Source organism: Intestinimonas sp. HCP28S3_D6, from assembly GCF_052065695.1.
Lineage (GTDB): Bacteria > Bacillota > Clostridia > Oscillospirales > Oscillospiraceae > Intestinimonas.
On the sequence record NZ_JBQHTM010000027.1, the window covers coordinates 14,095 to 36,584 of the forward strand.

At 53.3% G+C, this 22,490-nt stretch carries 15 protein-coding genes; 10 read left to right on the forward strand and 5 right to left on the reverse strand.

Translation table 11 applies throughout. The annotated features are described in order from the left end of the window. The 4 genes from ACTNBK_RS10170 to ACTNBK_RS10185 form a co-directional block, all read right to left on the reverse strand. Entirely contained in the window at window positions 1-219 is a 219-nt protein-coding gene (locus ACTNBK_RS10170; protein WP_441145787.1) for a helix-turn-helix domain-containing protein, read from the reverse strand. After that, a complete protein-coding gene (locus tag ACTNBK_RS10175; RefSeq protein WP_441145789.1) occupies window positions 194-1,531 on the reverse strand; it encodes an FtsK/SpoIIIE domain-containing protein in 1,338 nt (445 codons plus the stop codon). Before ACTNBK_RS10175 ends, ACTNBK_RS10170 begins: the two co-directional genes overlap by 26 nt. Window positions 1,532-1,559: 28 nt before the next feature. Beyond that, on the reverse strand, window positions 1,560-2,351 hold the full coding sequence (locus ACTNBK_RS10180; RefSeq protein ID WP_441145791.1) for a rolling circle replication-associated protein: 792 nt from the start codon (window positions 2,349-2,351) through the stop codon (window positions 1,560-1,562). A gap of 119 nt (window positions 2,352-2,470) precedes the next feature. Then, on the reverse strand, window positions 2,471-2,710 hold the full coding sequence (locus ACTNBK_RS10185) for a hypothetical protein (RefSeq protein WP_441145793.1): 240 nt from the start codon (window positions 2,708-2,710) through the stop codon (window positions 2,471-2,473). Window positions 2,711-3,549: 839 nt separating this feature from the next. On the opposite strand from ACTNBK_RS10185, the gene ACTNBK_RS10190 reads away from it, so the two are divergent. Continuing rightward, window positions 3,550-4,197 (forward strand): SprT-like domain-containing protein, encoded by a 648-nt coding sequence (locus ACTNBK_RS10190; protein ID WP_441145795.1) that lies wholly within the window; start codon window positions 3,550-3,552, stop codon window positions 4,195-4,197. Window positions 4,198-4,639: 442 nt separating this feature from the next. Beyond that, on the forward strand, window positions 4,640-5,881 hold the full coding sequence (locus ACTNBK_RS10195; RefSeq protein ID WP_441145796.1) for an S-layer homology domain-containing protein: 1,242 nt from the start codon (window positions 4,640-4,642) through the stop codon (window positions 5,879-5,881). 413 nt (window positions 5,882-6,294) lie between these two features. Here ACTNBK_RS10195 and ACTNBK_RS10200 read toward each other — a convergent pair whose 3' ends face one another. Beyond that, window positions 6,295-7,440, reverse strand: a complete 1,146-nt coding sequence (locus tag ACTNBK_RS10200; RefSeq protein WP_441145798.1) for an IS3 family transposase — start codon at window positions 7,438-7,440, stop codon at window positions 6,295-6,297. 594 nt (window positions 7,441-8,034) lie between these two features. Between ACTNBK_RS10200 and ACTNBK_RS10205 the strand changes: the two genes are divergently transcribed. The 8 genes from ACTNBK_RS10205 to ACTNBK_RS10240 all read left to right on the forward strand — a co-directional run bounded on the left by ACTNBK_RS10205 (window position 8,035) and on the right by ACTNBK_RS10240 (window position 22,490). Next, the gene (locus ACTNBK_RS10205) at window positions 8,035-8,472 is read left to right on the forward strand and encodes a hypothetical protein (RefSeq protein ID WP_441145800.1); all 438 of its coding nucleotides are present in this window, start codon (window positions 8,035-8,037) and stop codon (window positions 8,470-8,472) included. Further along, window positions 8,457-11,111 carry an EAL domain-containing protein gene (locus tag ACTNBK_RS10210; RefSeq protein ID WP_441145801.1) on the forward strand — a complete coding sequence of 885 codons (2,655 nt, stop codon included), beginning with the start codon at window positions 8,457-8,459 and terminating at the stop codon, window positions 11,109-11,111. Before ACTNBK_RS10205 ends, ACTNBK_RS10210 begins: the two co-directional genes overlap by 16 nt. A gap of 221 nt (window positions 11,112-11,332) precedes the next feature. Beyond that, window positions 11,333-18,088, forward strand: a complete 6,756-nt coding sequence (locus tag ACTNBK_RS10215) for a hypothetical protein (protein ID WP_441145802.1) — start codon at window positions 11,333-11,335, stop codon at window positions 18,086-18,088. Further along, a complete protein-coding gene (locus ACTNBK_RS10220) occupies window positions 18,085-18,837 on the forward strand; it encodes a hypothetical protein (protein ID WP_441145804.1) in 753 nt (250 codons plus the stop codon). The genes ACTNBK_RS10215 and ACTNBK_RS10220 overlap by 4 nt, the downstream gene beginning before the upstream one ends. Beyond that, window positions 18,834-19,175, forward strand: a complete 342-nt coding sequence (locus ACTNBK_RS10225; RefSeq protein ID WP_441145805.1) for a type IV pilus modification PilV family protein — start codon at window positions 18,834-18,836, stop codon at window positions 19,173-19,175. The genes ACTNBK_RS10220 and ACTNBK_RS10225 overlap by 4 nt, the downstream gene beginning before the upstream one ends. After that, entirely contained in the window at window positions 19,172-19,690 is a 519-nt protein-coding gene (locus ACTNBK_RS10230; RefSeq protein WP_441145807.1) for a PulJ/GspJ family protein, read from the forward strand. The genes ACTNBK_RS10225 and ACTNBK_RS10230 overlap by 4 nt, the downstream gene beginning before the upstream one ends. Beyond that, window positions 19,687-21,393, forward strand: a complete 1,707-nt coding sequence (locus ACTNBK_RS10235) for a GspE/PulE family protein (protein ID WP_441145809.1) — start codon at window positions 19,687-19,689, stop codon at window positions 21,391-21,393. The genes ACTNBK_RS10230 and ACTNBK_RS10235 overlap by 4 nt, the downstream gene beginning before the upstream one ends. Beyond that, a complete protein-coding gene (locus tag ACTNBK_RS10240; protein WP_441145811.1) occupies window positions 21,390-22,490 on the forward strand; it encodes a type IV pilus twitching motility protein PilT in 1,101 nt (366 codons plus the stop codon). The genes ACTNBK_RS10235 and ACTNBK_RS10240 overlap by 4 nt, the downstream gene beginning before the upstream one ends.

Genomic DNA, 22,490 nt, shown 5'->3' on the forward strand with positions numbered 1-22,490 from the left:
TTAAGCGGACAGATATTCCGCTACTGCCGTCTTAGGAACCCGATACTGGCGTCCTACGCGGACACTCCTGATATGGCCGGAACGGATGAGGCCATAGGTGGTATCCCGACCCAAATTAAGGACTTGCGCAACCTGGGAAATGGAAAGGACAAGCGGAAGATCGGCAAAGTCCTTAGGGGGCTGGTCCAATTTTCTAATCATACGCAAGCCTCCACTCATCAAAATAGTACGCCTGGAAAACCGTATAGGTATCCGCACCCTGGTTGATCACAAACCGTCCCCGTGCTCCGCGTGGAATCAGATCAGCGGCGGCGGTGGAATCCAGGACAATTTCGCTAAGTACCTTATTGGCCATTCCGCAGCAGGCCATAGATACATTTGCCTTCACCTGAGGCGGCAGGGTATTCGCATCGGGCCTCTGGGTGCTGAGCAGGAGATGGACACCAGCAGTCCGACCCTTACGGGCAATCGAGGCAATGTGGCGCTCGGCCTGTTCTACCATTGCTTTTTGGGACTTGCTGGCCCCGACCTTATCAAACAGTTCCGCAGCTTCGTCCACGGCCAAAACGATATGATTCATTCGGTGTGCCCTGGGCTTTTTGTTGTACTCGTCGATATCCTGATAATGGCTGTCAGACAACTGTTTTTCACGCTGGGCTATTTCTTCGGAAAGCTCTTCCAGCACGGGCAGCAAATCCTCAACGCTGGTGATGACGCGGCATTTCTTGGCCCAGCGGCTGAAGCCCACGGCTCCTTTGAGGTCTACAATGATAGGCTCCACGCCCCAGGCGCGGCACTGGTGCAGGAGACAGCGCAGAGCTACCGACTTGCCGGAGCCGGTCATGCCTGCCAGGATTGCGTGGCCCTGACGCAGATCCCAGGTAACTTGCCGTCCGGCACAATCTTCTCCAAGGGCCAGAACATACTGCTCCAAAGGCAGATGTGCCGGGGTCCACACGATCATGGCAGGCAGGGTGCTTGCCGGGGGTGCAACAGTTACTTTAATGTGTTGGTTGTCCTTGCCATACTGCACATCCAGTATGGTTACGTCCAGAGCCGATTGGATTTTCTCCTTCCAGTCAAGCCAGACGCCGACAGGGATACCACAGGTCTCAAATTCCAAAACCGCTATCTTTCGATTGTCTTTGTCCTTGGTCTTGGACAGCAGCTCTGGGATTTCTCCATTGGAATTTGCAAACCCAATCCGGGCCAGATTTTCTTCTATGCGGCGGGCTTGCCATGGGCCTCCCCAAGCCCAGAAGAGGGCTGTGGTGAAGCCCATAGCAAGCGCCACAGCAGCAAGGCCAGTTGCAATACAATACAGCCGCCCCAGAAGTCCGCCCATCAGCAGACCGTCCGCCAGTCCATGACAAGTCCACCACATACATGTACTAAGATACACCAGCAGCAGACCGCCCCGTTTTCCGGCGTCTGTCTTGACCTTATTCGCACCGCGACCAATGCGCCTGATCGTCCGGCGCAGCTCCGTTTTCCGGGCCAGATTATGGCCCGAGTTTTTGTCCATAATCATGGTTAAAACTCCTTCCTTATCAGAACGATTAACGCTTTGGGAACTCCTCTGAGAGTACCCGAAGGCCATCGTGAATCTCAAATTCAGTTTGAATGTGCACGTTCAACTTTTCCGCATCCCGAAATTCATCGTAATTTTCCGGGTCAAGAGGGATGATTTCAGGGCCTTTGATAAGCCCTCTGCTGTGCAGATAGTACTTTCCAAAGATTTTACCGCTGTCGCTTTTGGTGATGTACTTGGCAATATAATTTGCGGTGCGCTCATCGTTTCCGTCCAAAGGGACACAGGTGGAAAAGCCGTATTTCCAGTCCAACATATTGTAGACCGGGCGGCCCTCCTTATCGGTCAGATGGCGGCCATTCTTACCTTTGGCCCGCTCAATCCTTACGCTGCCCAGATTGCATAGGCCGTGAAGATGGATGGCGGGCTTGTCCTCTCCGTCCTTCTGGGCGTGGTACTCCGGCACAACGAGATAGGCCAGTCCCTTGCGTCTAACCGCATTTGCGAGAAAAATTCTCAGCTTGCGGTAAATGGCCTTGGCATCGTAACGGTCTAATAGCTCTGGGTCGATGGTCCAGGTAAAAAAATAGTCAAACTCATTGCAGAGCGCCAAATCTCTTACCCTGGCCTTTGCACGACGCCGGCTCATTTCCATTGACCGCTCCTGATCTTTGGCCTGCCCCGGTGGAGAAACCGCATACGGACGCGGTTTGGACTTTCCTGGTGTCATTGGGAAAATAGCGCCTGTGGCGACCTGTTTCACCAGGCAATGGGGATACTCTTTGACCCTGGCATTGGTGTATACCGTGGGATTCTCCACAGCTTCGACCACCTTCTATCCATTTCTTTTGCCTGATAGGTGATGTCAATCTGTTGATTTATCAAGTAGGACGCCCCTCCCCCATATGGAGGAGGGGCGTCCTCATACTTAGAATAGGATCAAGTCTTAGCGATAGTCTCCGGCTTGCCGTAGCGATTGTACACCAACGTCACTTCATCCCCTACCCGGGGCTTGTAGCCGCATTTTGCGAGCTTACCATCAGACATATAGATACGCTCAGCAACCATACCCTCAGCATCCGTCCCCGTTACGGGATAGGTCAGGTAGATATTGATGCCGTTGATGACAGTACCCTCTTTGGTGGTAAAATTATTGCGCTTGTAACCGATGATCTTCATATTAGAGCATCCTTTCATTTAAATAAAATATTATGGACGGTACTCTGTCACCCAAACCGGGTGCCCTTGACAAATCAGCCTGTCAGGTTGACTGCTGGGGAACTCTACGCGGCTCCAGCCCCGCCTTACATCACCTCCTTTCCAAGGCGAAAAATACGACATACATTTGGAGACAAAAAAACGACATACATATCCGCTGACAGACATGATGACCCCCTTTACAGGTCCAACATGTGTCTATCAATGGTTATGTATGTCGTATAAAAACCTTATGTCACGTGACCAGACGGCCACCGGGTGGATCAGGTGCCTCCTCCTGAACCACGATAATACTATACTATGTCCAAATGCCTTTGTCAACATTTTTTCGCTTAAAAAGTCGCTATTTTTTAAAAAATACACTAATTATTGCAACTTTTATTGAAATATATTCTTCCCCCAAAGTTATTATATGCGGTCGGCGAATGTAATATTTTGCTATAAATAGTATAAATAGCATTTTTTCGCTGTATTTAGACCCATGTTTATGCAAAATAAATTATTTTATGGCGTTATACAGCTGATATTTCATGTATTTTAACGATTATAAAATATCAAAAAAGCATAATATAATCCGGTATCTTTAAATCATCTGCCTCTCAACCGGGCAAATAGCCCCCCCTTTCCGCCCCGTCAAGGCCGCAAAAAATCTCCAGTCTTTTTCGGACTGGAGATTTTTTGTGCGAGTGACCCCATAAGGGGTCAGCCTTGACAGGGCGGGACGGGGGCGCATCGGTGGGGACACAAGCTCGCGAGCGAGCTCTGTTACCACCATCTTTTGACTATGGGAGGCGCACACCATGAAACAGACCACCAAAATGAGCCGGGCCGTCAGCCAGTTGGAGCACATCTATAACAGCCTCAATACAGACTTCTTTTCCGGGGAGCTGCCCACGCCGATTATCACCGTGCAGAGCAAGCCGGGGACCTACGGACACTGTACCACGGCCAAGGTGTGGCAGCGCAAGGACGGCAGCACGTATGAGTTGAACATCGCCGCTGAAGTGCTGAATTACCCGATTGAGGAGACCTTGGACACCATGCTCCACGAAATGGTGCACCTCTATTGCCGGGAGCACGGAATTAAGGAGGTGAGCCGGGGCGGGAAATACCACAACGGCAGATTTAAAGCCATAGCCGAGGCCCACGGCCTAACCTGTGTGCCCTGTGGGCAATACGGATGGAATACCACACCAGGGGACAACCTTGTTGAATATGCACTATCAAAAGGGTGGAACGAAATTCAGATCGGGCGGTCCAGCCTGCCGCCCATGATCCGCACAGGGACAGGAGGCACGGCCCAGCCAGGGGCGGGAATCACCCCAGGCGGCAAGCGGCCCAGCAGCACACGCAAGCTGATTTGCCCCAAGTGCGGCCAGAGCGTCCGGGCCACCAAAAAAGTCAACATCCTATGCGGGGACTGTATGGAGCCCATGATCGAGGTATAAAAGTTGAAAATGCACTTTCAAAACAGGGAAATACCCGTTTTGAGGGTGCACTTTCAATTTATAAAGTATATTTCTCGTGAAATTCTTTCTGGCGGGTTCTTGAAATTCCAGGCCGGAACAGGTACAATGAGAACGGAAACATAATTGCGGGCAGGCCGCAGGGTGCGCCAACACCCCACGGCCCTATGCGAGTGAATGGCCCACTCAGCACAGCAACATACGTTGCACCACGGGGTTATTATACCTATTTCACCGTACTTTTTCAAGGCGGAGGGATAGGTTTGATTGCCTTGTGCTTCGCATTGAGGAATCAAGGCGGTGTTGAGTACATAACTCGACACCGCTTTTATGTTTCCGGCGGACACCCTGGGCGGGGGACTGCCCCGCCCAGGGAAGGACGTCTGCCGGAATTCATATTTATAGTATTGAGGAGCGAGGGGAAATGAAAAAGCGAATCCTGTGTACGGCGCTGTCGCTATGCCTCTGCCTGGGCCTGTCCGCACCAGCCCTGGCTGCCGGACCCACCTTCACCGACGTGCCCGCCAATCACTGGGCCTATGACTATGTGGAGCGGGCGGCAGAGAACGGCTGGGTAAACGGTATCGGCAACGGTCAGTTTGCACCTGAAAAGAAGATCACCTATGCCGAGATGTCCGTCATGCTGATGCGGGCTTTCTATCCTGATACGCTCAGTTATTGGGGTGGTTCCCCCAATGCCCCCTGGTATGAGCCTTATATGGCTGAAATGGCCGTCACCGGTCTTGACAACGGGACCCTGGTCGATCTCAGTTATAAGGCTGCTGCCAATGAGCTGATCAACCGTTATGAAATGGCTCAGCTTATCTACAATTTTATGAAGCAGGATGGCGATGTGACCTTCAATTACAATGCTGCTTCTGTGCAGTCCGGCATCAGTGATTGGGCGAGTGTGCCCAGTAATTATCGGGACGCTGTGACGGCAGTTGTGGCGAAAGGCGTTGTTACAGGCGTTGATAGTCAGGGGACTTTCAACGGCAATGGCGTGATGACCCGCGCTCAGGCTGCGACCGTCATGTGTCGTGCTGTTGATCTGATGGGCGAGGGCGTTTCTACTATCAATCCCACTCCCACGCCCACGCAGCCCAGCGGTTCTACCGGTTCCGGCCTGGGTCAGAAGCTGCCCAGTGGTGCCACCGCGGCGGCTGGCGTGAAGTCCAGTATTGGTAAGAGCGATGCCTATCCTACCTATGGCAATTCTGACGTGGTATCCAACAACGGTTATTTCACCGGCGCTACCAATACAGACATCGGCAATGCGCACCTGGAATATGAGTTCCTTGACTGGGTGAACGAAGTTCGTGTGGCTGAGGGACATGCACCGCTGACATGGGTACCGAGCGACGCGGCAGAAGAACACGGACTCCAAAGATGCTATGAGCTGGTAAGTAACTTTAGCCATGATCGGCCCAAGGGCAAGCTTGCCGCAGAAGTATGTGCAAGCGGATATATTACGTCTACAGCCGCTTTTGATGGATGGATGAACTCTTCTGCCCATAAACACCTTCTTATGAGTGATTCTTATCAGTATATGTCTGCAGCAAGGGCGGGCAATTATTGGATTATTTGTCTGTGGAGAGATAGTAGTATTAAGCAAGCTGAAAAATGGGCATATACTAATTACGATTCTTCTTCTGAGAATGGTTAAAAATAAGAGAGGCCTCACGGATAATAAACTGAACCGATAAAAACGGGCCCCCTGATGTCATCTGTTTTGACATCAGGGGGTCTTGCCATGGAGAAATGGAATGACACCTGCGTATTGCAAGTGCACATTCAAAACGAAAATTCCAGATTCTTATATACAAAAGAAAAAAGGGGGGGGGAACCGTCCTTGCACCGGTCCGTCCTGCAATTCTTTGGGCTTCTGGCCCGACACAGCAGTGTTAGGTGAAGCAGGGTTGTTTTTCGAACTGTAAAGTCGAAAAACAACCCTCTTCTTTTCCTCAAACCACTGATATATCTTAGGTTTTAAGTTTGCCGAAAAGAAATGGCCCATGAAAAAGGGATAAAATTCACCCCAAAATATACGTAATGGTTCCGGATTTAGACACAGGATTTTCATATATCCTGTGTCTTTTTCTTTCCATAAAGCTCCTCAAAACGGGTAGGAGTCTTATATGCCAGGGTCTGATGAGGCCTTACTTCATTATAAAAGCGCATGTACTCATCCACGCTCTTTTGAAAATCAGCCAGAGAGGAATACTCCCGGCGGTACGCTTCTTCTTTCTTGAACGTTGCAAAGAAGGTTTCGGCCACAGCGTTATCGCGAGGAGTGCCCGGTTTTGAAAAAGACTGCTTAACATCACATTTTCTTAACAAGGCACAAAAGCTTTCAGAAACATATTGGCTACCCCGATCACTATGAAATGTTAATCCTGTTGGATTCCCACGGCACTCGTAGGCTTTGCGAAATGTGAAGGTAACTAATTGGGTGCTGGATTTTCGTGATACCCGGTATCCGACGACCCGTCGTGAAAACAGGTCAAGAATAACACAGAGAAAAACCGGGTGCTCTTTGAGTTTAAAATATGTAATATCGCTGACCCAAATTTCGTTTGGATGCTGGGTTTTAAACTCTTGATTTACTAAATTACGCCTATGGTATTCTTGCCGTTTCATATAAGCCTTTTTAGCATTTTCTCGAACACTCTCCAGGCCCAGTTCCTGCATAATCTGCCGTATTCTCTTTTTGCCGACATGGATTCCGTTTTCTGATAGGATTATACGAATTTTTTCTGCGCCAAATCGATGTTTGCTGTCATTAAAGATCTGCTGTACCTGCACCATAAGAACCTGTTGCTCTTCCTGGTACTTTGTGCGATCCGCTCTTCGGAAAATGTGATTATAAAAAGTACCCCGAGAAACACCCAACGCCTCGCATAGCTCATGGACATTATATTGCTCAAACCGTTCATGAAGGTTCTCTAAAATATCCAGCATCCTCCTTAGCGGAACTTCAGCTATCAGATTAGATAGACGAATAATTTGTAAAATGTGCTCTAACCGCTCTTTCTGGAACAAAAGATTCCGGATATCCATTGGCAGCATATTTTCTTCAGCTATATACTCTTCCTTGGCTTTGACCCAGCGATAAATGGTACTGGGAGCAACACCGAATTTTACTCTTATATCTGTGAGAGGCTGCCCAAGTTGATATGCAGAAATGATTTCCTGTTTTTCTTCTTCAGAATACTTTTTAGGCACGATTCTAGACACATCCTTTCGGGTTTACATATGTCTATTTTATCTTACCAAGTATTTAGAGAGTATTTATTCCCCAAAATTATTAAAAGTAAAAAATATTAAAAACGAAAAATTTGTTGGGAGTATTCCGAAAATATGATATAATAAATCTGGAGAAGAGCATCCGCAATCTTTCTAAGGAACTTGACCGGATCAGCGCAAGTCTGGAGGAGTCCAAACCAGACGGACACTGTGATGCGCTCATATCTTCGAATTCGGCGCTTTCTGAACGAGCCATTCACTTGCAGGGTTACCGGGAACGGTGCATTCGGAATCGCTGTGGAATGATGGGACATGGAAATCCTGCTGTGGGAGTACAGAACAGAGTGGCAAATCTTAGTTCAGACATCGGTCAGTCTACAGGACCGCTCTGCGATGTAAACCAGTTTTGCCGGGAGGTCACAGATGGATTTTCCGCCTGTGTGAAGCAACTCACAGATCTTCAAAATTCAGACCCAGCCCATCATCCGGACGAAGCCCTTTCACAGATATCAAGGCTTGATCTCCTGTGGAACCAACTGAAAACCATCATACAAGCATAAAAGGAGCGATACTATGCGTTTATATTCCTTTCCCATGAAGGATGCAGTCAACAAGGAGATGGAAACCTACATCAATTCATTCGCACGAGTTATGAACTTCTGTCATCAGACCGAACAGCTGATTCTTCCGGTCCCGAAAAACATCCCTGCCTGGTTTGCAGAGGCAGAGCAAACGACTTCTTTGGCAAAATCAAACGCCCTGCTGTGGAAGAATTCCGTGGGCGGAAATCTCCTTCATATGCCGGAAGCCTTGCTGGCCTACCAGCCGGTATATCAGAGCAAGGCACAAACGGTACAGAATCTCTTTCAGATCCTGGCCGATCATCCGGAGGATCAGAACAGCCGCGCTCTGGCTGCGCAGCATCTCGCCGATTTGCACACCGTTCTTCTCTCCCAGAAAAACGCAATCCAATCGCAGACCAATCCATTGACAAAATGCTTCAATATATAGGTGAAACCTTTTGTTGCGACCGCACCTATATATTTGAGTTTAATGAATCGCGCTTCGCAAGTAATACTTACGAATGGTGTAAACCTGGCGTTACGCCACAAAAAGAGTTCTTGCAGAACGTTCCCTATTCAGCGATTGAGTGGTGGATGACGTTATTTGCTTCTCAAAAGGTCACGGTCATCCCCGATCTGGAAGATATTCGTACCATGTATCCGGAGTCTTACGCGATCCTGAAGCCGCAGGGAATTCGCAGTTTGGCCGCTGGGCCCATTACTTCAGACGGGGAAATTATAGGATTTATTGGCGTAGACAATCCTGATGCCGCGATGCTTCCCATGATCGAAACGTTTTTAAATGTAATCGGGTATTTTACTTCTACGCTTTTGCGCCGCCGGGAATGGCTCCGGCGGCTGAATGATCTGAGTTATCATGACCAACTGACAGGGGCTCTGAATCGCCATGCTCTGACTGAGCAATATGGAGATTTGCCAATGAACTCCGTAGGCGTGATCTATTGTGATATTACCGGCTTAAAAGCGACAAACGATACGTTTGGACACAAGTCTGGCGACCAACTCATCTGCCATTGCTACGAAATTCTGAAAGAGGTCGCCGGTTCAAGCAGAATTTACCGCACTGGCGGGGATGAATTTATCGTCCTCTGCCCGGAATATACCGAACAAGAATTTCAGAGCACAGTATTTGACCTTAGAAAAAAGGTCAGGGAAGATCAGCATCATATTGCCATTGGTTACGTTTGGTCTGAGCAGCAGCCGCTTAACTTAGACAAACTGATTTCGGACGCTGACCAAGTCATGTATGAGGATAAAAGGAACTACTATCGTATTTATGGCCAGTGCCCGGGCGTTGAACGCCGCGGCTTAGCCGGCAAAAATCGTCTGGCGAAAAATGAGACTCTTAATCCACAGACACCGTTACAAACGTTCTTATCCTTAGTGGAAATTGATGCGGAGTCGCTGATTCAGTCTGTTTCGGAGAATAACGATTCCAGTTACTTTTATTTGGGCGACATGCAAGAAGATTTATTTTATATTTCCGATAATATGCGTGACGATTTTGGCTTCCAGAGCAATTTGGTATATGGACTTTTATCTGCTTGGGGGAAACGAATCAGCACCCCGGAAGATCAGGATATTTATTGGCAGGATATTTCGCGAATGCTGCGTGAAAAACGGACGGTTCATGATTTGCACTACCGTATCCGAGACGTCAATGGGAATAACCAGTGGATACGCTGCTATGGCATCCTAAAGTGGGATGAGAAGAAAGCAAAGCCCCTTTTTTTCTCCGGCAGAGTCACTCACCAAGACAAAAAATTTGTGGTAGACCCTGTAACCGGGTTTCTGCGTGAGCATGCATCGATCCAGCAGCTCAATGAGCTGCAGAAGAGAGGGGAAGACACATTTATCATTGGATTTAGTCTAAACGGACTGACAGAGATCAACGGCACAAGGGGACGCGCATACGGAGATCGTTTGATCCAAAAGGTGTCAAATGAGTTGGTAGAGCGTTTTTCCTGGCAGATGACCTTCTACCGTCTGGAAGGCACCCGTTGTATGGCCATTGTTAACCCTGTGTGTGCATATATCGGTGCGGAAGCACTTATCGAACAGATCCGCAGCGTCGTCAGGGCCTGCTATGACAGCAAAGGGGTAACGATCCAAAAAGCCTGCGCATTCGGTGTTATGCGATACCCAAACGGTGATTTATCCTCCGAGGATTTGATCAACTGTCTTCTCACCCTGATCCGTGTCGCCAAACAAAATACATCGCTGCCCTATGTCGATGATTCAACAGAACACTTTGCCTCCGCCCAAAAAATGTCCAGCATGGCGTTGACCCTGAATCAGGATGTTATGCAGAACATGAAGAATTTCCGTATCGTCGTTCAGCCCGTGGTCTCCGCAGGCGACGGCTCGGCTCTCGGCGGAGAGGTTTTGCTCCGTTGGTCTTATGAGGGCCAGGACATATCACCGTCCATTTTTATCCCCATGCTTGAGAAGGACAGCTTGATGCATATCGTCGGCCGGTGGGTATTTGAGCAGGCGGTCAGCACATGCGTTAGAATCCATACATACAATCCGGTGTTTTATTTGACTTTCAACGTAAGCCTACAGCAGTTATCGGACCCAACGCTTCTTCCGTTTATGGAAGATACCCTAAAAAAATACGGCTTATCCGGCTCTAATCTAATTGCTGAATTGACCGAGAGCTTCCTGGACGAACAGCCGGAAAATTTAACGCACTTTGTTCTGGAAGCACAAAAAATGGGGCTTTATATTGCGTTGGATGATTTTGGGAGCGGATATTCCTCCCTGCGCATGCTGCTCCGTTATCCGTCCAGCATCATCAAGCTGGATCGTTCTCTGATTGCGGAAGTGATGGAGTCCAAAGAGAACCTGAACTTCATACGCAGTATCGTCTTTGCATGTCACCAGTTTGGCAAAACGGTATGCATAGAAGGAGTAGAGACCGAGGCGCAGAACGAACTGATTTTAGATACGGGTTGTGACATGATCCAAGGGTTTTATTATTATCGTCCTATGGAGCTAGGTGACATCTACCGGATGGTCAGCGAGATGGGCGAAAAAGCGCACAGAGAACAGGGGCTCCAGTAGAAAAACCATAAAGCTATGGGAATGGATGAGCCCCACATGATTTACACGCGTGAGATCCATCTTACCGCTGTACCAAAGTGGGAGACGGAGCATACGCCATCCCTTCTGTCGGAAAAACGGTATGGCGTCCAAACAGTTGGAAGGGAAAACAGCGGCCGCAGGGTAGAATTGGAACCGATCCGCATCACAGGCTTACACCACAGGGCACAGGGGGAAACTGTATGAACCTTACAAAGAAATATGGTCAGCATGGCTTCACCGTACAGGAAATGCTGCTTGTCATACTGATTTCCCTGGTTCTTCTGGCGGTGTCTGTCGTGGGGATCATAACCTATATGCGCTATTTACAGTTGGCCCAGCTGGACAACTCCGCCAAAGAGATTTTTCTGGCTGCCCAGAACCGGGCCATCCTTCTGCGCAGCAGCCAGCAGTTGAATGGATTGGTGGTTGATAGTACAAATTCAATCGAAAATGTGGAGGTCATCCCCAATTCCGACGGCGGCATTCAGATCACCGTCTACTATATTCATTGTGACAGCTCTTATATGGCTCAGCTACTTCCCAGCGGGACCATTGATCCCGCTCTATGGGACGGGGACTTCTGGATCACCTATGAGCCGGAAAGCGGCAGTGTGATCGACGTGTTCTACTCCGATCAGGATCTCGGTGTGACTGCTGGAACTTTCCCCGACTTCTATCAAGAGTGGCGGGCCGCATCCAAGCTTGACCGCATGAACCGCAAGCCCATGGTGGGCTACTACGGAGGAGAGTCCGCCGAAAGCGGTACCACCATCTCCTTGCGCACCCCGGTCATCAATATCTATAACGAGGATACTCTGCGGGTGGAGGTCACCTACTGGGTACCCAGGACCCTTCATACCATGGGAGAGGCAGACAACGTCGAGCTGGATGTGACCCTGACTTATCAGGAGCAGCCTTTAACGCTGGACCAGATGGCTGACAATGTAGAGCGTGCTTACGAAGAGGAAGTTTCCTACTTAATCTATACCTACACCTGGACACTGGATTCTTTGAAGGAGGATGAAAAGCAGTTCAAGGAACTCTTCAGTGGGTTGACCTATGGCGATGACTTTACCATTACCGCTGAGGTAGGATATGACGGCACAGAGCTGAAGGTCAACGGCGCCCGGAAGAGCGCCAGTGACAACAGTCTGTTTGCCAAGGGCAGCGATGGGGATACCGCCTACATCGCCTGTCTGCGCCACCTGCAAAATCTGGATTCAGATTGGTCCAATGTGGCCGCAGAAAAAACGAAGGCGGTGCAGAAGAAGGATATTCAGGATGTGGAGGGCTACGAATTCCGGCCCATTGAGAATGCGAAGTTGACCAGCTACGATGGCGGAGCGTTTTCTATCTACGATTTGAATGTCAAAAGTAGCGGCAGTGCTTCCGCAGGTATGTTTGGCGACTTCTCCGGTATGGATGGTGACATTAAAACACTGAACAACATCCGCCTGGTAAACACTGTGGTGAATGGCGGCAGCGGCCCAGCGGGTGCGCTGGTGGGCGATGGTAGCCATCTGACCATCGACAACTGTCAGGTCTACTGGGAGAACCGTTCCGAGGAGACCACCAATCTGCGGGATGTACTGGGCGACAGCGCCACCCAATTCAAGTATCAGATCACCGGCAGCGGCCCGGCAGGCGGTCTGGCGGGAAGGCTGACCAGCTCCGACATCACCAACTGCTCCGCCTCCTCCCTGGTGAAGAGCACCGACCCGGTGGGCGGCCTTGTGGGCGAGGGCAGCGGACTGGAAATTGACCGCTCCTACGCTGCCTCCTATCTGGACGGACCTGCTGCGGCGGGCCTGGTGGGCGATCTGATGGGAACTGGCACAACCATTTACGGCAGCTACGCCGTAGGCTTTATTGACAGCGGGGATACCTCTGCCCGGGCCGCCGGGCTGTGCCTGGGCAAAGGTACCGCGGCAGTGGAAAGCTCTTACAGCGCCATGCTGTTTACCGCGGTGGAGACAGTGGCCAACTATCCCCTGTGTGAAACTGGAAACGACTATAAAAAGACATACTATCTGGACTCCGAAGACTTTAACTTCCAGGGAAATGATGATCAGGGTGTGTCCTATGGCAACCTCATTGACTCCACTCAGTGGGATGATCTCTTTGGCAGCAATGTGTTTACCTCCAAACGCATCCTGCAGTCTCACCCCTATAACCTCCAGACCACCCTGTCCCTGAACACCTATATTTACCCTGGACTGGAGAAGCTGGACCACTGGGGCGACTGGGGCGCTCAGTTCCAAAACGGCAGTCTGGTGTACTACGAAGTCTACAAGGAGGAGGATGGTACATACTCCTACGGCTTTCAAATCAGCGGCCTGTCGGACGACAAAGCCGTGGTGGAGGACGGCTATGCGGTGGCCTACGAGAGCACACAGCAAATCTCCAGAATTGGAGCTACTTTGACTGTAAATTATCAAACCGCGAACAACAGCACCACTGAGGGCACATTTAACTACGGAGGCGGCAAGGAAGATCATCCCATTTATGAGATTGTGGATGTTGGCGATACCAATGAAGAAACCAATTACTACTACCTCCTGCCTCTGCCCGAGGAAGTGGTCAGCAGCGACTATGCTTCCCCCGATTTTTACCAGAAGATTACGATTGATGATACCCCTACAGGTGAAGGCATTATCGACGCGGGAAACCAGACCTACTACTATAGTCCCCACTTTGCCAACACCGTTCTCACCGATGAGGAGATCAAAGAGGATGAACTGCCCGCCAAGGCTGCACAGCTTCGGGTGGAGGTGCGCACCCCCCGTCATCTCTACAACCTGAGCAAATTTGAGGACTACTACGCCAGCAATAATCAGTACCGTTTCCTCCAGCAGCGGGATCTGGATTATGACACCTACAAGGGGTATCAGCGGTTTACAGAGCTGTTTACCGGCAACTGGTCCCAGACCCCCATTGGTCTGAGCGCGGTCAGCCCCTTCCGGTGTGTCTACTATGGCAACTACCACAGCATTACGGGGGTGGTGCCCACCGTTCAGGATGACGAGGGCAACGCCTACCAGCATGTGGGCCTGTTTGGGTACAGCACCGGTGTACTCCAGGATATCGTCTACCAGATGCGGGATACGGATGTGCTTTCCGTGACCCAATCGGGCAGCAGCTCTCAGACTTTGTATGTGGGCGCACTGGCCGGGTTCAATGGAGGTACAGTGGATAACTGCGCCTCTTATGGGGTGCGGCTGCAGGCCAACGGTTACCAGTACAGCACCATCTATCTGGGTGGTCTGGTAGGGCAGAACCACGGCACCATCCAAAACAGCGCCGTGGAAGGCGCATCCATCACGGCGGAAGCCTCCATGTCCCACGCCTATGCGGGGGGATTTGCGGGCGAAAACACCGCTGGCGGCATCATCGACCAGTGCTATGCCGTGGGTAAGGTGTCGGTTTCCCAGGCCCGTTACGGTACGGTGTACGCCTGCGGCTTTGCCGGGCGCAGTAGTGCCAGCCTCTCACGCAGCTATGCCGCTGTCTACCTGCTCTCCGACGGCGACGCCCAACGCTATGGTTTCTGCCCGGATTACTCCAGAAGCTGTGTCTATCTCAACAACGGCAACTTTACCTATCGGGGCGAAAACTATGCCGCCCTGTATGAGGACCCCTCCGCCACCGCGGTAACCTGGGAGGCCCTGGCCGGGCAGACCGAGAGTGATGCTGTTGATGCGCTGGGTATGGAACGGGGGGCCGCGTCCAGCTGGGAGGGGGCTTACCCCTACCCCGCCGTGGTCACAGTGGAGGGGAATGACACCGTGTCGCTGATCCACTATGGCCAGTGGCCCGAGCGGATGGACCTGGGCATGATGGGCGTGTACTACTGGGAAAAGCTGACCATTGATGAAACCGTATCTTACCATATCAGTGCCATCTCCCTGACGGCAGACGAGCAGGCAGTGAAAAGCGGTACCCTGTCCACTGCCCATGGGGACGGCGGTGTGGTCACCGAGTACGGGTATGGGTATTTCTCCCAGGCTTTAGGAGAGACCCTGGAAACCACGCTGAAGAGCGAAGGCATTGGGTATAGCAATGATACAGACTTTACCCCCGATAAAACTCTGGAAAACGCAGAAGCCAACGAGGCCCTGTCCGAACTGATGGGCGGGAAGTACGCCTTCCACAGCTACAACACCTGGGGCACGGCGGAGGAGAAGCAGGGCCTGTTCACAGTGGAGTCGGGCCAGGCCAAAAACGGCGAGCCCCCCTACGGCATCTGGAAGCTGACCCAGGGTACCGCCACCCTCACCGTGCGCCTCAGCCCCTTCTTTGCCGACGCCATGGCGGTCCAGCTCACCGGGGGGCAGACCGCGGCGGCGGGTGTGCCCACCGACCTGCCCGGGACGGAGAAAAACCCCTACGGGGTGCGCTCCATCGCCCAGCTCCAGTTTATCAACTGGAACCAGGAGGAGAAGGACACCAACACCGTTCTCACCAAAGACAACAATACCCAGTTCCCCTATCTGTCCTACAGCCAGGAGAAGAAAAATAAGCAGAATGATACCGTGACTTATACCGTTGTCCAGCGCGACTACGCATGGGCGCAGAGCCACGATCTGACCGGCAGCGGCAGGATCTATAACCCCATCGCCGAATTTTATGATCAGCAGCAGCAGTCAACCGGCTCCCTGTCCGGCTGGTTCGGGGGCACCTATGATGGGCAGGACTACCTGATCGCCAACGTGAACATCCAGGGACAGAAATCCTCCTGTGCCGGGCTGTTCGGCGCAGTATTCAACGGGGTGCTGCGCAATGTGGTGCTCTACTCCGAGGATGGCAAGGGCTTTGTCAACAGCTATAACAACGCTCAGGGCAAAACCGACAGTACCTGGTATGCCATCGGCGGCCTGGCCGGTCTGGCGGCCTCCACAAAGGGCAGCGCCATTGAAAACTGCGCGGTGGCGGGCTATACCATTACCGACTCCCACGAGGGCGGCGGAAACTGGGGCGGCACCGGCCTGGGCGGTCTGCTTGGAATCTCCAATATGAAGCTCACCGGATGCAGTGCCGTGACAGACATCATCCTTAGCTCGGATGACAACGACAACGTCCGTGTGGGCGGCCTGGTGGGGACCAGCCAGGGTAGCATCACCAACAGCTATACCGGCGGCAGTATCCGGGTAACAAACGCTGTGGTCGCCTATAACCGCGGCATCTATATCGGCGGTATTTCCGGCGGTATCTATATGAAGCCTCTGACCGTGGACAACAATACTAGGATTGGAAAAAATGGAACCCTGACCAATACAATTGAGAACTGCTATACCTATGTGGAACTGCCTGCCCAGAAGGATATGCCGGTCGAACCATTCTGGGACAGCACAAGCAATGCTAATCAGTACGGCGGAGGCATTGTTGCATTGTATGCTATCGGCGGTAACGGCGATCTGCGGGATGCCAGAGGCCAAGGTGTCGGCCAGAATACCAGCGACAGGGGTACCACTACCTATGACAATAACTATTATCTGGAATCTGTAGTATTGAAGAACAATCCCAATGGCATTTCCACCACGGATAATCAGTGGCGTGTCATGGCCGAGACTGACATCTACAACAATACAAATGTCACCCCCCTGACCTATACCGAAATGGCGGACACCAACCCGAACAGCGAAACCGGCTTGCTGGCAAGTCTCAACGCTAACATTACCGAGCAGGACCAAAAATTCTCCACCGTGACCATCACCTCATCTGGCGGCAATCCCCTCAATGGCCGGTACAGCTTTGGCAGCGATTCCAGTCTTTTGGGCCGGGACTACCCCTTCCCCACCATCCTCACCCAGTCCAGCGATCTGGTGGCCGGTGGAAAAGCCAGTGTTCACTACGGCGACTGGCCACTGGCAGGAATCCGCCGGGAAAACGGCGCTCTGCCGGTAAACCTGGATCTGTTCGCCGATTACAAAACAGAGGACGAGGGCGCGGTATGTCTCGAGGAGCTCTCCCTGGAGGGTGTGGACACGGATGGTACCTGGAGTGTGGATACAACATCTGAGAGCTATGACCCGGACATTGCCACGGCCACGCTTTCTGTAACCGCGGGTGAAACCAACACCCTGTCCATCACTGGCCGGCAAACAGGCAGCACCGTTGTCACCGTAACCTATACCGTAGACGGCGAGCCGCCATACACCCTGGATATTGCGGTCAATGTGACGGCGGAGCTGCGTCTGGCGGCTACGGCCACCCCTCCTGTGCTGATCTTTACCGATGAGACGGTGCAGACTGCTCTGGAGCTGCGGAATCGTGATGGAAATTCGCTGCCAGACACGCTGGAAAATCTCGTTGAACTGTCCATCTCCACAGTGGAGTTTGACCCGGACTACTTTGCCACAGCCTCCATTGCTCTGGACAATTTGATCCTCACTGCCAACAGCGGCACAAACCCCGGCAATACCCAGATTACGGTGGGATACGACTTTACTTACCTGGAAAAGAACTATCACGCCACCAGCGCAGTCAACCTGGAGTTGGTTGCGCCGGAAATCGAACTGACTCCCTTGGTCATCACCTTCGACGAAACTGCAACAGCAACCAGTGAAATGACTGTCTCCTATAACGGAACCGAAAGTAAAATTGAACCCGATGACGGAACCGGAACCTGTGCAGGAGGTCAGTTTACCCTCAAAGTGGACGGGGAAGCTCTCGTCTCAGACGTGAAAATTACAGCATTTGAGATGGATGACAACTACAAGAGCACCATCTTGGCGGATTGGGCTACGACCGAGGACGGCATAGATCAAATAGGAATCTTGTCCATTGAGGCCTACTATCCCAAGCTGGGCGAAGCTTACGCCTCAGTACGGGTGCAGTTCCAGTTTGAGTACGGAGGCAGCACACACCTTGTATGGAAAGACCTGCCGGTGCAGATCAAAAAAGAAACTACCGAAGAGGGTGGAGCGGGCATAGAGACAGAGGAGGGGCAGATATGACAGGCGCAATATCCCGTAAGCTGTGCAGTCAGCGGGGAGCCTCCATGCTGCTGGCTCTGCTGTTCCTGCTGATCTGCTCCATGGTCACCGCCTCCATTCTGATGGCGGCAGTGGCCAACGCCGGCAAGCACCGCAGCAATCTGGAGGAGCACCAGATCTATCTGGCCCTCTCCAGCGCGGTGAGCACACTGTGCGACGAGCTCAACCGGTCGGAATATCGTGGGCAGTATGTGTATTGGGAAGAGACAGAAGATATTACGAATGATGATGGGGAAGTAATAGAAACAATCATTCTGAAATATTTAAGGCAGTTGGACGGAACGTACACCCATACCAGTCCCGCCACAGAAGACGGGAATTTGAAAAATGTTTTTTTGAATGACTTTGAGTTGCTTTTTGCCGAGGAAATCAGTAGTGTTTTGACAGGAAGCGGAATTACGATTGTAGATCCCAAATCCGGTGCTATTTCCCCTCATACGCTTATCCTTACCACCGTTACCGGTACGGAACTGGATGACACTCCGGTGCACATTACCTTAGAGGTAAAAGAGTCCTACGCTATCTATATTACCGCATATCTGGACGGACTGAATACCTACAAGGTGGAAGCTGAGCTGACTCCGAAGGAGAATAAACCCACTGTTTCCAATCTGTCAGTTGGCACTCACGATACAGAGGCAATGCAATGGACCCTTGGCTGGATCACCATTTTGGATGTTGAAGAGGAAGGAGGGGCGGCAGGAGCATGAAATCTCTGAAACGAAAACTCCGCAGCCAGCGGGGCGAAACCCTGGTAGAAGTGCTGGCCTCCATCCTCATCGCCTCTTTGTCCGTGGCGATGCTGCTGGGGGGCGTAGCGGTCTCCGCCAATCTGGGCCGGCAGGCGGACACGTCTGACGAGTATTTCTATGAGACCCTGACGGCGGCGGAAAACCGCCAAGCCCCTGTGACCGAGGGTGTCAGTGCCTCTCCTGTTGTCAAGCTGACGGAGGGCGGCACATCGATTGACATTCCCGTCCAGGTGTACGGGGGAGAGGGGCTGTACTCCTACGCCCTGGACACCGCCGCCGGGGGTGCTGGCCCATGAAGCGCCTGCGCCGAAAGCTGAAAAGCAGCCGGGGCCTGACCCTGGTGGAGATGGTTGCGGCGGCGGGGGTGCTGGCGCTGCTGGGGCTGATGCTCAATACCGGCCTGTTCATGGCACAGGACAGCTACAACAAAATGACCGGTGAGGCGGAGAGCCAGCTGCTCCTGTCCACTCTTGCCGACCTGCTGTCCAACGAACTGCGTTACGCCCGGGATGTGGAGACGGACGGAAGCGGCAATCTTCAGCGCTATACCAGCGTCAATTACGGCCGCAACACCACCCTGTCCCTCAATGAAAATCAGCAGCTGGAAGCGAATAAACGCCAGATGCTCTCCGGCGGAGCCTACGGCAACGGAGCCTACCGGATTGAGACATGGAGCATCGTCTATGATGAAACGGCCAGGCTGTTTACGGTCCAATTAAAAGTGACCGGACGCAATTCCATCTCCAATGAAACCGAATTTTCCGTCCGCTGCCTCAACGGCGCCGTGGGCGAAGAGGGAGGAAGCACATGAAGTACACACGGCTGGGCGACCTGCTGGTGGGCAACGGCACCATTACCCAAGAGCAGCTGCAAGAGGCCCTCAAGCTGCAAAAAGAAAACGGCAAGCGCCTGGGCGATATCCTGCGGGACAACCACATCATTACAGAAAACCAGGTGATTGAGGCCCTGATGACCCAGCTGGGTCTGGAGTTCATCGACCTGAACGCCTGTACCATCTCATCAGAAATGGCCCAGCTGGTGCCCAAAAGCATTGCCAAAAAGCACCGGGTGGTCCCGGTGCGGGCCACTCGCACAGAGCTGTACCTGGGGATGTCCGACCCGCTGAACTTTACCGCCATTGAAGAGGTGGCGGCGGCTACCCGCCGCCAGGTCATTCCCATGATCGCCACCGAATCCGCCCTGGAGCGGGCTGTACAGAACCTGTACAGCAACCAGGGCACCATGAAGGCCATTGAGGACATGCGCCGGGACCTGGACTCCGGCCAGTATGGAGCGGCCATCCGCATCGGCGATGAGATGCAGCTGGCGGCCGACGAGGGGGACGAAAACGCCGCCCCCACCATCCGCCTGGTCAACTCCATCATCCACCGGGCCTATACGGAAAACGCTAGCGACATCCACCTGGAGCCTACCGGCGAGAAGCTGCAAATCCGCATGCGCATCGACGGCGTGTTGCGCAACATCATCACGGTACCCCGGGAATTACAGATGTCGGTCATTTCCCGTATCAAGATCATGGCCCAGATGGACATCGCCCAGAAGAACATCCCCCAGGACGGGCGCATCAACATGACGGTGCAGCAGGAGACCCTGGATTTGCGTGTGTCCACTCTGCCCACCATCCACGGGGAGAAAATCGTCATCCGTCTGCTGCGCAAGGATGCACGGATGGTCACCATCGACGGCATCGGCCTGCAGGGGGAGAACCGGCGCAAGTTCCTGGAGCTGCTCTCCGGCAGCACCGAGGGTGTGCTGATGGTGGTGGGCCCCACCGGCTCCGGTAAGACCTCCACCCTCTACACCATGATCGACCACAAGAAGAGCGAGGAGGTCAACCTCATCTCCCTGGAGGACCCGGTGGAGTACCACATGGAAGGGGTCTGCCAGGTGCAGATCAACGAGCGCACCGACCTGACCTTTGCCAACGCCCTGCGGGCGGTACTGCGCCAGGACCCGGACATCATCGCCGTAGGCGAGATTCGGGACGGCGAGACGGCGGAGATCGCCATGCGGGCGGCTATGACCGGCCACCTGGTGCTCACCACCATCCACACCAACGACGCCCTGTCCTCCATCGACCGCCTGCTGGACATCGGGGTGGAGCCCTACCTCATCGCCGGGGCGGTGCGGGGCATCATTTCCCAGCGGCTGGTGCGAAAGATCTGTCCCCGGTGCTGTCAGGCCTACACGCCCACCGAGGAGGAGGCCGCCCTGCTGGAGCTGCCCTGGAGGGATGACCTGAAGTTTTACCGGGGCGCGGGCTGCCCGGACTGCTTCCAGACCGGCTATCGGGGCCGGACGGCGGTGTTTGAGATCCTGCCGGTCACGCCGGAGATCCGCCGGGCCATCCACCGGCGGGACCTCAAGGAGCTGGAGGAGGCGGTACACCACTCCACCTTCCAGCCCCTCCTGGTCAACTGTGCCCAGCTGGTGACCCAGGGGGTCACCACCACAGAGGAAATCCTCAGGATCGTAGGGAGACAAGTGGAATGAACATCAAGGAATACATCGAAAAAGCCAAAGCTGACCGGGCCTCTGACCTGCATCTGGTCTGCGCCCTGCCCCCCAAATACCGGGTGGACGGGGAGATCCGGGACCTGGAGCCCACCCCCCTCACCGCCCAGCAATGCATGGAGATGGCCCGGGAGCTGGCGGGAGACAATTTCGGCCAGCTGGAGGCGGTGGGCGAGCTGGATCTGGCCCTCACCATCGCGGGGGTGCGCTGCCGTGTGAACCTGTTTCGACAGCAGGGGTTTTACTCCGCCGCCATCCGTCTGCTCAACGATCACATCCCCCAGCTGGAGGAGCTGGGTCTGCCCGAGGTGGTGAAGGAGTTTGCCTCCTACAACCAGGGGCTGGTGCTCATCACCGGCGAGACAGGCTCGGGCAAATCCACCACTCTGGCCGCCCTGCTCAACCAGATTAACCACACCCAGCGGCTGCACATCCTCACCCTGGAGGACCCGGTGGAGTACATCTACACCCCCGACCAGTGCCTCATCAACCAGCGGGAGATCGGCCGGGATACCATGAGCTTTGCCGCCGGTCTGCGGGCCGCTCTGCGTGAGGACCCGGATGTAATCCTGGTGGGGGAGATGCGGGACCTGGACACCATCCAGACCGCCCTCACCGCCGCCGAGACGGGCCACCTGGTTTTCGGCACCGTCCACACCAACTCGGCCGCCGACTCCATTGACCGTATCGTGGACGTCTTTCCCGCCGAGCGGCAGCAGCAGATCCGGCTCCAGCTGTCCATGACGTTGAAGGCAGTGCTCTCCCAGCAGCTTCTGCCCCGCAACGGCAAGCCGGGCCGGGTGCTGGCCTGCGAGGTGATGAAGACCGACGACGCCATCCGCAACCTCATCCGGGAGGGTAAGACCCCCCAGATTCAGAACTCCATCCAGACCAGCGGCTCCATCGGCAACATCCTCATGGACCGCTCTTTGCAAAACCTGTACCGCAGCGGGGCCATCTCCCAGCAGACCATGGAGGGCGCGCTGCGGGGCGGCTTGGGTCAGATGTCGGCCTCTTCTATGGGCGGGCCTGTGGGCACCGGTCTGGGAACCCGTCCCCGGAGCATTGGCCGATGA

Bases quoted from the DNA above. Each gene is read 5' to 3' on its own strand.
- ACTNBK_RS10175 (WP_441145789.1), bottom strand. From the start codon at position 1,531: ATGATTATGGACAAAAACTCGGGCCATAATCTGGCCCGGAAAACGGAG.
- ACTNBK_RS10225 (WP_441145805.1), top strand. From the start codon at position 18,834: ATGAAATCTCTGAAACGAAAACTCCGCAGCCAGCGGGGCGAAACCCTG.
- ACTNBK_RS10190 (WP_441145795.1), top strand. From the start codon at position 3,550: ATGAAACAGACCACCAAAATGAGCCGGGCCGTCAGCCAGTTGGAGCAC.
- ACTNBK_RS10205 (WP_441145800.1), top strand. From the start codon at position 8,035: ATGCGTTTATATTCCTTTCCCATGAAGGATGCAGTCAACAAGGAGATG.
- ACTNBK_RS10210 (WP_441145801.1), top strand. From the start codon at position 8,457: ATGCTTCAATATATAGGTGAAACCTTTTGTTGCGACCGCACCTATATA.
- ACTNBK_RS10195 (WP_441145796.1), top strand. From the start codon at position 4,640: ATGAAAAAGCGAATCCTGTGTACGGCGCTGTCGCTATGCCTCTGCCTG.
- ACTNBK_RS10240 (WP_441145811.1), top strand. From the start codon at position 21,390: ATGAACATCAAGGAATACATCGAAAAAGCCAAAGCTGACCGGGCCTCT.
- ACTNBK_RS10220 (WP_441145804.1), top strand. From the start codon at position 18,085: ATGACAGGCGCAATATCCCGTAAGCTGTGCAGTCAGCGGGGAGCCTCC.
- ACTNBK_RS10230 (WP_441145807.1), top strand. From the start codon at position 19,172: ATGAAGCGCCTGCGCCGAAAGCTGAAAAGCAGCCGGGGCCTGACCCTG.
- ACTNBK_RS10215 (WP_441145802.1), top strand. From the start codon at position 11,333: ATGAACCTTACAAAGAAATATGGTCAGCATGGCTTCACCGTACAGGAA.
- ACTNBK_RS10185 (WP_441145793.1), bottom strand. From the start codon at position 2,710: ATGAAGATCATCGGTTACAAGCGCAATAATTTTACCACCAAAGAGGGT.
- ACTNBK_RS10170 (WP_441145787.1), bottom strand. From the start codon at position 219: ATGAGTGGAGGCTTGCGTATGATTAGAAAATTGGACCAGCCCCCTAAG.
- ACTNBK_RS10235 (WP_441145809.1), top strand. From the start codon at position 19,687: ATGAAGTACACACGGCTGGGCGACCTGCTGGTGGGCAACGGCACCATT.